This is a genomic window from uncultured Campylobacter sp., assembly GCF_938045465.1.
In the GTDB taxonomy this organism is placed as follows: domain Bacteria; phylum Campylobacterota; class Campylobacteria; order Campylobacterales; family Campylobacteraceae; genus Campylobacter_B.
Genome location: NZ_CALIBF010000114.1, coordinates 1 through 8,918, shown reverse-complemented (window position 1 = coordinate 8,918; position 8,918 = coordinate 1). Strand labels below are relative to the sequence as shown.

At 49.6% G+C, this 8,918-nt stretch carries 8 protein-coding genes and 1 pseudogene; 8 read left to right on the top strand and 1 reads right to left on the bottom strand.

Features of this window, described 5'->3' with window-relative positions:
- Positions 1-453: 453 nt before the first annotated feature.
- The 3 genes and pseudogenes from Q0413_RS05340 to nikR form a co-directional block, all read left to right on the top strand.
- Positions 454-783: pseudogene (locus Q0413_RS05340) on the top strand (Sua5/YciO/YrdC/YwlC family protein); the annotation flags it as partial.
- 528 nt (positions 784-1,311) lie between these two features.
- Positions 1,312-2,742, top strand: a complete 1,431-nt coding sequence (locus tag Q0413_RS05335; protein ID WP_298987938.1) for a hypothetical protein — start codon at positions 1,312-1,314, stop codon at positions 2,740-2,742.
- A gap of 592 nt (positions 2,743-3,334) precedes the next feature.
- Complete coding sequence (nikR, locus tag Q0413_RS05330) at positions 3,335-3,766, top strand: nickel-responsive transcriptional regulator NikR (RefSeq protein WP_298987936.1); 432 nt, start codon at positions 3,335-3,337, stop codon at positions 3,764-3,766.
- A 457-nt stretch (positions 3,767-4,223) separates the two neighbouring features.
- Here the strand turns inward: nikR and Q0413_RS05325 are convergent, their stop codons facing one another.
- Positions 4,224-4,367, bottom strand: a complete 144-nt coding sequence (locus tag Q0413_RS05325; protein WP_298987934.1) for a hypothetical protein — start codon at positions 4,365-4,367, stop codon at positions 4,224-4,226.
- 149 nt (positions 4,368-4,516) lie between these two features.
- Here Q0413_RS05325 and hypB point away from each other — a divergent pair, with 149 nt between their 5' ends.
- The 5 genes from hypB to Q0413_RS05300 all read left to right on the top strand — a co-directional run bounded on the left by hypB (position 4,517) and on the right by Q0413_RS05300 (position 8,796).
- Entirely contained in the window at positions 4,517-5,338 is an 822-nt protein-coding gene (hypB, locus tag Q0413_RS05320) for a hydrogenase nickel incorporation protein HypB (RefSeq protein WP_298987932.1), read from the top strand.
- Positions 5,338-5,619 carry a HypC/HybG/HupF family hydrogenase formation chaperone gene (locus tag Q0413_RS05315; protein WP_298040960.1) on the top strand — a complete coding sequence of 94 codons (282 nt, stop codon included), beginning with the start codon at positions 5,338-5,340 and terminating at the stop codon, positions 5,617-5,619. Before hypB ends, Q0413_RS05315 begins: the two co-directional genes overlap by 1 nt.
- A 35-nt stretch (positions 5,620-5,654) precedes the next feature.
- Entirely contained in the window at positions 5,655-6,752 is a 1,098-nt protein-coding gene (hypD, locus tag Q0413_RS05310) for a hydrogenase formation protein HypD (RefSeq protein WP_298987930.1), read from the top strand.
- A gap of 178 nt (positions 6,753-6,930) precedes the next feature.
- The gene (gene hypE, locus Q0413_RS05305; protein ID WP_298987929.1) at positions 6,931-8,139 is read left to right on the top strand and encodes a hydrogenase expression/formation protein HypE; all 1,209 of its coding nucleotides are present in this window, start codon (positions 6,931-6,933) and stop codon (positions 8,137-8,139) included.
- 99 nt (positions 8,140-8,238) lie between these two features.
- Positions 8,239-8,796: a hydrogenase maturation nickel metallochaperone HypA gene (locus Q0413_RS05300; RefSeq protein WP_298987928.1), complete on the top strand. Its 558-nt coding sequence runs from the start codon at positions 8,239-8,241 to the stop codon at positions 8,794-8,796.
- The last annotated feature ends 122 nt before the right edge of the window (positions 8,797-8,918 follow it).

The following is an 8,918-nucleotide window of genomic DNA, read 5'->3' as shown; positions in this document are numbered from 1 at the left end:
CAAAATATTGGAGTTTGCGCGGAGCAGGGCGGGTTGCATAGTGCGCAAATTTTTAGCAAAACGGCGCGACGTAGTTTCGCCTGCGATGCGTCGGTTGCAGACAAATCTAGCTCGCGGAGCGCAGAAAACGAGCTAGGACGCGGATCGAATGGGTCTGGTTCGCAGTGCGCGGCTAAAAATTTGAACTCGCCGCAAGCAGAAGGCGAGGCGGAGCTGCGATATACGACTAACAAATTAAATTTACAGTCCGCAGCAGATAGCCAAGACTCGCGATGCGCGGCGAATGAGCCTGATTCTCGGCTTGCGCCGGACGAGTCTATTTCGCAAAATTCGGCGAATATTCAGAGCTTGCGACATGCTGAGGATGGAGTAGGCTTGCAGCGTGCGACGTGCGAGCCCAGTCCGCAACAGACGATAAGTTTGCAACGCTCTTGCTCCGTGCAAACATGCACGATGGATGTGCGTGGTGCATATCCCGATAACATGGGCGATTTCGTGCGTTTACCTGCGAGCTTTTCGGTGATTTTTAGGGCGGGTGCGATTTTTATCGCTCCAAGCGTGGCGCCAAACCTTAATAAAATCGGCATTTTCCTAGCCAATACCGGCGTGCATCTACTGCTTTTTGAATATTTTGATCGCCCGATCGTCGCCACAAGCGCCAACATTAGTGGCGAGCCCATTATTTTTAACGCCGAGGAGCTGCGTGCGAAGCTGGGCTGCGTAATTTCGTTTTATCTGGATAATGATCGCGAAATTTTAACGCCGAGCGACGATAGTATTGCCTTTTTACCGCTATTTGAAGCGCGAACTTTAGCGCCTGATTCAAAAACGGCTTGCAATTCGAGCAAAATTTTCGCGTCGCTTCCGATCTGCACTCAGACGGAAAACTCTGCGCAAAATTCCATTCTAACGCAGAATTCCGCAACCACACAAACCCTTATCGCGCCGCAAAATTTTAAGGAAAATTCCACGGACGGGCTAAATTTTGAGAGCTCGCAAAGACTTTCCGATACGGATACAAGTTACGACGCCGCAGATTTCATTTCCGAAAACAACTCCGACGCCATAAATTCGGCGCCTCAAAAAAACCAAAATGACGCAAATTCCGCCGCCGAAGCGAAACCTGTTTGCGAAACGAAATCCGCCTGCGCCGCAGATCTCGCAAATTTAGCAAACGAAGTAAATTCCACAAGCTCCGCAAATTTCGCAAAACCGGCAAGTGCCAGTACCGCGAATTTGGCGAGCTACACAAATCTTTCCGCCGAAGCGGACGCTTTAGATCGCGCGCTGTTTTTGCGAACATCTCGCGGAATGAATCCAAAAATTTTCCCTAGCAAATTCCGCACCAAAGGCACTTTCCTGGCGCTCGGAGCGGAGCTGAAAAATGAGTTTGCGATCTACAAAGACGGGCAAATTTTCATCTCGCCCTACATCGGCGATCTTAAAAACGTCGCCACGAATGAGCGATTTTTCGCGCTTTTTGATATGTTCGTGCGCGCCTACGAGCTGAAGTTCGACGCCGTCATCGCGGATCTGCATCCGCAGTTTTCGCACACGCGATTTTTCGAGCAACGCGGATACCCCGTGGTTCGCTATCAGCACCATTTTGCGCATCTGGTGTCGAATCTGGCGCAAAACGATCTACTTTTTAGCGGCAAAAAATACCTCGGCTTCTGCTTCGACGGCACCGGCTACGGCAAGGACGGCACGATCTGGGGGGGCGAGGTGATGGTGTTTGACCCGCACGGCTATCGTCGCGTGGCTAAATTCGACGAGATCGCGCTTATCGGCGGCGAGAATGCGATCAAAAACATCTACAAGCTTGCGCTTGCTCTCGTGTTTAAATTTAATGCAAAGGACGCTGCGCGCGAGTTTTTGGCAAAATTTAATGCGAGCGAAGTAGCAAATTTAGAAAAAATCTCGCCGCGTGCCGTCCGCTCAAGCTCGCTAGGGCGGCTGTTTGACGCGTTTGCTGCGGTCATTTGCGATCTACGAGCCGTCAGCTTCGACGGCGAAGCGGGCATGCGACTTGAGAACCTATATATCGACGGTTGCGAGCAGAGCTACAAATTTAGGCTGCAAAAAGCGAGCGAAAATTTTATCCAAAACGTGCCGCATTTCGCTTCACAGCAACGAAGCGCCGATGATTTGGCGCGCGAAGCGGGGCAGGGCGGTTTAAATGCGCAAAATCATAGCGGCGTGAAAGATGGCTGCGCGTTGCAAGGCGATTTTAAAGAGCTTGCGGATGATACGGCGAGTAAAAATGAGCTTAGACTAGCGGCCCAAAACATCGCCGAAAGCAGCGATAAAAAGAATGAAAGTTCCGCCGCAAATTCTATAAACCAAGCATTCGCCCTGAATTTAATAAATCTTGAAAGCAAAGACGCTTCTAACGCCGATCAATCCCCGCAAAATAGAGCTTGCGCGCCGAGCCTTGAGGGCGAATGCTACGTGATCGATTACAAAGACGCATTTTTGCAAGCTTTGCGCGATGAGCCGCGCTTGGCCGCGACGAAATTTATAAATGCCATCGCAAATTTCATCACCGATTTCGCCGAGGGCGCGGGGCTCGAGGTCGCGCTAAGCGGCGGGGTCTTTCAAAACGCGACGCTTCTAAATCTTACGTGCGAAAAGCTGCGCGCGCGAGGGATAAAATTTCATCTAAATCGCGCCATTCCTTGCAACGACAGCGGCATCGCATACGGGCAGCTCGCGGCATATTTAAGCGAAATTTCGCGCTAAACTTGTCCACAAAAAAACGCAATTATAGCCGTTAAGCTCGCTCTTTGTAAAATTTATTAGTTTCATCTCGCCGCTAAATTTGATGGCTCTGCGCCCTGCCTGCTCTTTGCGTAAATTCTAACGCTACGGGCGATAAAATCCACCGAGGCTAGCTTTTCTAAAATCGCAAAATCAGCGAACAAATTTATGCCTTGCCGTCTTCATATGTCGTAGCCGAAACGTTAAAATTTTAAAATTTAACGGCGCGCCGTTGTCTGCCATAGCATTACGGCGCACTGCTATGGCAATCGATGTAAAATTCTACCGCGGCGCATGGCTAGATACTGCGCAGATCCCAAGCTAAGACGCTATTTAGCGCCCGACTCTTAAAATTTGAACGCAAGCTCGCGGTAGAATTAAAATAACGTAGCACCGGTAAATTTCATCGCGCTAGCACTAAAATACAACGCGAAATCGCGAGCAAAATTTCAAAATAAGCGCGGTGCCTTGGAGCTTTAAATTTTAAAAAATAAGCCAAATTAGCGCGAAATTCTTACTATTTGAGCGGAATTTCGGTAAAATTACGTTCAAAATACGCGAAATGAGGGGAGCTATGAAAAAAGAGGAAAAAGAGGGTGCCGTAAGATTTAGCATTTCGCTGCCGACGAAGCTTTTTGAGGATCTCGATGAGATGGTGCGCGCCAAGCAATACCTAAGCCGCAGCGAGTTTATCCGCGATCTCATACGCGAAAAGATGGTCGAGGGTGTACTTCACGGAGATGGCGAGGATGACTGCGTGGGCGTACTTTGCATCGCGTATGATCATCACCAAAGCGATCTGATCGAGCAGCTCGTAGAAATCGAGCACCACGCAAACGTCACCATCGTCAGCACCAGCCACTTCCACATCGACGAGCGCCACTGCTTCGAGGAGATCACGATGCGGGATAAAATTTCAAAGATTGAGTGGCTCAGCGCCAAAATCGGCGCGCTAAAAGGGGTAAAATTTTCCAAGCTCGTAAAGGCGGTCATCACCGAAGCGTAGGGCTTTTGCACGTTTTTGAAAACAGCGCGTCGCGCGAAATTTTACGTGCTTTTAAATTTAAACGCAGCGGCTGCGCGACTTTTGCGAGTTGTGCAGCGCGATTCTCGATCGAGTAGCGAATTCGGGTGGGGTAGCTGCGCAAGGCGTGCAAATAAAATTTGTTTAAATTTACGCGGCAAACGAAAGCGCAAATTTTATAAATTTTAATCAAAAAGCATTCTTGCTGCGGGTTTAAATTTACACACAGGCACGAAACCGGCGCAGCAGCTCGCGACTAAATTTTATAGGTGCCGCTTTCGTGCCGCATTTGCAAAGCCGAGCTAGCGTAAAATGGATATGAGCACGACCGCCGCATTGATGATGTTTGGCACGCCGGAGAGCACGCGCGAGATTGTAGAGCGCCAGATAAAATCCGCTCGCAAGCCCTAAATTTCGCGCTCCTATCTACGGCGACTTTTTATTGTTTTGAGCCGCTGCACAGCCGCGCAAGCCCTAAATTTACGCCGTGCGACTTGCAGTCTGCGAGCAGGCGATAAAATTTAGAAGCAGCGTCTTTGCTTGCTAGCTTTAAATTTGCGTCGAGCCCTCGTAAACAACGCATGAAATTTAGATAAAACTAAAGCGCGTAAATTTCAAGCCTCATTAAATTTTATAAAATTTCGCACTTCGATATAAAATTTATCAAATTTACGCCGTTTAAAGCAAAAACGTGGTATTTTACGCGCAAAATTTATTTTCCAAGGATAAAAAATGTGTAAAGATTGCGGCTGTTCAGTAGGACACACTCATAACGCTCATTCGCACGAGCATCTCCATACCCACGCGGACGGCACCGTCCACTCCCACGCTCATATGCACGAGGCGGGGATCGATCACGAGCACGACGCGCACGATCACGTCCACGCAAATGTCGCTATTAATGACGCCAAGACGATCGAGGTGATGAGTAAAATTTTAAGCGCCAACGACGAGGAGGCCGCTCACAACAGAGCTCATTTTGACGAGGATAAAATTTTATGTTTAAATTTGATGAGTAGCCCCGGTAGCGGTAAAACGACGCTACTTGAGGCCACTATCAAAAGCGGCAAATTTAAAATCGGCGTCATTGAGGGCGATCTGGAAACCAACCGCGACGCCAATCGCATCATAAAAGTGGGCGCGCAGGCCCATCAGATCAGCACCGGCGAGACCTGCCATCTGGATGCCTTTATGGTTCACGAGGGGCTTCATCATATCGATACTAAAAATTTGGATCTGGTTTTCATAGAAAACGTCGGAAACCTCGTCTGCCCTGCGGCATTTGACGTAGGCGCGCACCTGAACGTAGTGCTTCTAAGCGTGCCCGAGGGCAGCGACAAAATCGCAAAATACCCGGTGATATTTCGCCGCGCAGACTGCGTCGTAATCACCAAAACAGCGCTGCTACCGCATTTTGACTTCGATATGGAGGAGGTGGTGCGCGAAGTGCACAAACTCAATCCGAAAGCCGACGTCATCGCTCTTGATAGCAAAAGCGGCGAGGGTGTGGAGAAATGGCTGAAATTCCTACAATACAAGAAGGAATTTCGTTAATGTGCCTTTCAATCCCTTCAAAAATCATCTCGATCGACGAAAATAATTTCGCGACGGTGGAGACTCTGGGCGTGCGCCGCGGCGTGAGCTTGGATCTGCTCCCTGAGCCCGCGGCGGTCGGGGAGTACGTGCTGATCCACGTTGGTTTTGCGATGGAGAAGATCGATACGCAGCGAGCGAAGGAGAGTATCGAAATTTACGAGCAGATCGCAAAGCAGATGAGAGCGGAAGAGAGCTCCGTATATCAAAGCATAGAGCCGAGAGCCGGCGCAGAGAATTAAAACGGCTTGCAAACCCGTAAAATTTAAGGTAAATAATGGATCTAATCAAGGATTTTAGGGATAAGGAGCTGATTTTAGCGCTTAGCAAGCTGATAATTTCCAAAAGCAAAAGGCCGCTAAACATCATGGAGATTTGCGGCGGACATACGCACTCGATCATGAAATTCGGCCTTCCTAGCCTGGTCGGCGACAATATAAAATTTATCCACGGCCCCGGCTGTCCGGTGTGTGTGATGCCGCGCAGTCGCATCGACGAGGCGATCAAGCTCGCCGCGATGCCGCAGAGTATTTTTTGCACTCTAGCAGACATGCTGCGCGTACCGGGCTCTCACACAAGCTTACAGAAGCTGCGCAGCGAGGGGCACGACATCAGAGCGCTTTATAGTCCGCTTGATTGCATAAAGATCGCGCAGGAAAATCCGCAAAAAACGGTGATATTTTTTGCGATCGGCTTTGAGACGACGACGCCGATGAGCGCCGTGCTTATCGATAAAGCGCTAAGCTTGGGGCTAAAAAATCTCTTTTTTCACATCAACCACGTTACGGTGCCCGCGCCTGTGCGAGCGATCTTGGACGATGCGAACGTGCAAATAGACGCGTTTTTAGGGCCTAGCCACGTAAGCGTGATCACCGGCGCGAAGGCCTACGAAAGTATCGCGCGCGATTATAAAAAGCCGATCGCCGTAAGCGGATTTGAGCCACTTGACATAATGGCGGGCGTGTTAAATTTGGTGGAGCAGCAAAACGCCGGCACCTACGAAGTTTTCAACGAATACGAGCGCGTCGTAAAAGAGGGCGGCAACCAAAAAGCGCAAAATTTAATAGATAAATATTTTGAAATTTGCGATTTTCCGTGGCGAGGGCTCGGCGAAATTCCAAAAAGTGGCATGAAGTTGCGCCCGCAGTACGCGGCGCTGGATGCCAGGGTGCAGTTTGATTGCAGCGTACAGAGCGCTCCCGAGAGCAAGGCCTGTATCTGCGGCGAAATTTTACGCGGCAAAAAAAGCCCGTATGATTGCAAGGTTTTCGGCAAGCACTGCACGCCGCAAAACCCGATAGGATCGTGCATGGTCTCAAGCGAAGGGGCGTGCGCGGCGTACTATAAATACGGCGACGTCAAGAACGCGGGCTAAATTTTGCGCGCGGTATCGCAGAGCGTAAATTTTAAAAATAAGTCGTACTTTAAAATTTTAATCGAAGAAAAACGTTGCGCTAAATTTGCTTTAAAATTTTGCGCCGCGCCGTAGCGGCACGGCTTGTTCGGCTGCGGAATACGGGCTTTAAATTTAAAACCGAGTGAAAAGGAAAAATTTGAACGAAACTATACTTTTAAGCCACGGCGGCGGCGGCGAGGAGATGAATAGGCTCATCAACGAGACGATCTTTGCGGCGTTTGATAATGAAATTTTACGCGCGAACAACGACAGTGCGATACTAAATTTAAATTTAGACGATTTAAATTTAGACGCCGGGGCTGGTTTTGATCGCGCGGCGCCGAGCTCTGCTTTGAATTCGGCGGCAAGCTCTAGCGGCGAGCTAGCTTTCAGCACCGATAGTTTCGTCGTCACGCCTCTGTTTTTTAATGGCGGCGACATCGGCAAGATCGCCGTTTGCGGCACCGTCAACGACCTTGCGATGGTGGGCGCGAAACCGCTGTTTTTAAGCTGCGCGCTCATTATCGAGGAGGGGGTTAGCCTAAGCGAGCTGCGACGCATCCTGGACTCGATGGCGAGCACCGCGCGAAGCTGCGGCGTTCGCATCGTTTGCGGCGACACGAAGGTCGTGCCGCGCGGCAAATGCGATAAAATTTTCATCAACACTAGCGGCATCGGCCGTGTTTTGCGACCTGCGCGCGTGCAAAACATCAAAGCGGGTGCAAAAATCCTGCTTAGCGGCGACATCGGGCGACACGGGGCAGTGATACTCGCGGCGCGCGACGAAATCGCGCTAAGCAGCGAGCTACAAAGCGACTGCAAACCGCTTTGCGCTGCGGTAGAAAAGCTGATCTCGCAAGGCGTGAAGATCCAAGCGATGCGAGATGCGACGCGCGGCGGGCTTAGCGCGGTTTTGAACGAATTCGCAAGCTCCAGCGGGCTTGAATTTTTAGTGCGCGAAGAGGATATCAAAATCAGCGACGAAGTGGTGGGCGTGTGCGAACTGCTGGGCTTCGAGCCTTATGAGCTTGCAAACGAAGGCACGTTCGTAGCGATCGTAGAAGATGATGCCGAGGCGGATAGGGCGCTTGAGATACTGCGCGAATTTGACGCAAACGCCGCAATCATCGGCGAGGTACGCGAAATAGGGTACGATAAAGGCGAATTTAAGGGCGCTTTAACGCCTGGACTTAGCGCGCAGGACGAATTTACGGGCACAAGCGATACGGATGCGGCGTCAGAAAATAGGGCGGGGCAATTTCAAACTTCGCATGCGGCAAAAGGGCGAGTGATTTTGCAAAATGCCTACGGCTCGCAGCGATTTTTGGAGCTTCCAAAAGGCGAGCTGCTGCCGAGGATTTGTTAAATTTACACACAAATTTATGCCTAAATTTTAGGCGTATTTTTAAATTTACAACAAAATTTCGCACAAAATACGGCGAGATCGTAAAATTTAGAGGTAAAAATGCATGAACTATCGATCGTAGCGGATCTTGTGGCGCTATGCGAAAAGGCGCTAAACGCCGAAATAGCAAAGAAAAAAGGCGCGGCGCAGCAAGGCGATAAAAATCGCTGTAACATCGCCAATACCGCCAATGAAAATACGGATTTCGCAAATACCGACATAGGCACCGAGAATACCGAAAATACGGGCGTTGCGGATACGGACTCGAACAGCAAAAACGGTGATTTTTATAAAAATTTGGATGCAAATCCGCAGACGCTTTGTGATACACCTATCGCAAAAAGTCCGCAGATAAGGGAACTGCACGTAAAAATGGGGCGGCTAAGCGGCGTGGAAGCGCATTATTTGCAAAACTGCTACGAAGTCTTTCGCGTAGGCACCGTCTGCGAAAATGCGGATCTCATCATCCATACCCAAGAAATCGTCGTAAAATGTAAAAACTGCGGTTTTAGCGGGGATTTGACGCAGAACGACTTTTCTTGCCCGCGCTGCAAAAGCTCCGAAATCAGCGTGATCGACGGCGAGGATATGTATCTAATGCGCCTGGTTATCGAATAAAAGAGGGCGCTCATCTTGGCGCGATAGCTTCTCATATTTCAAATTTAAACTCTTGCCATAAGCAAAATTTCATTTTCACCCAATTCAAATATCATCTATTTTGATTCTTGCAGAAAACACAT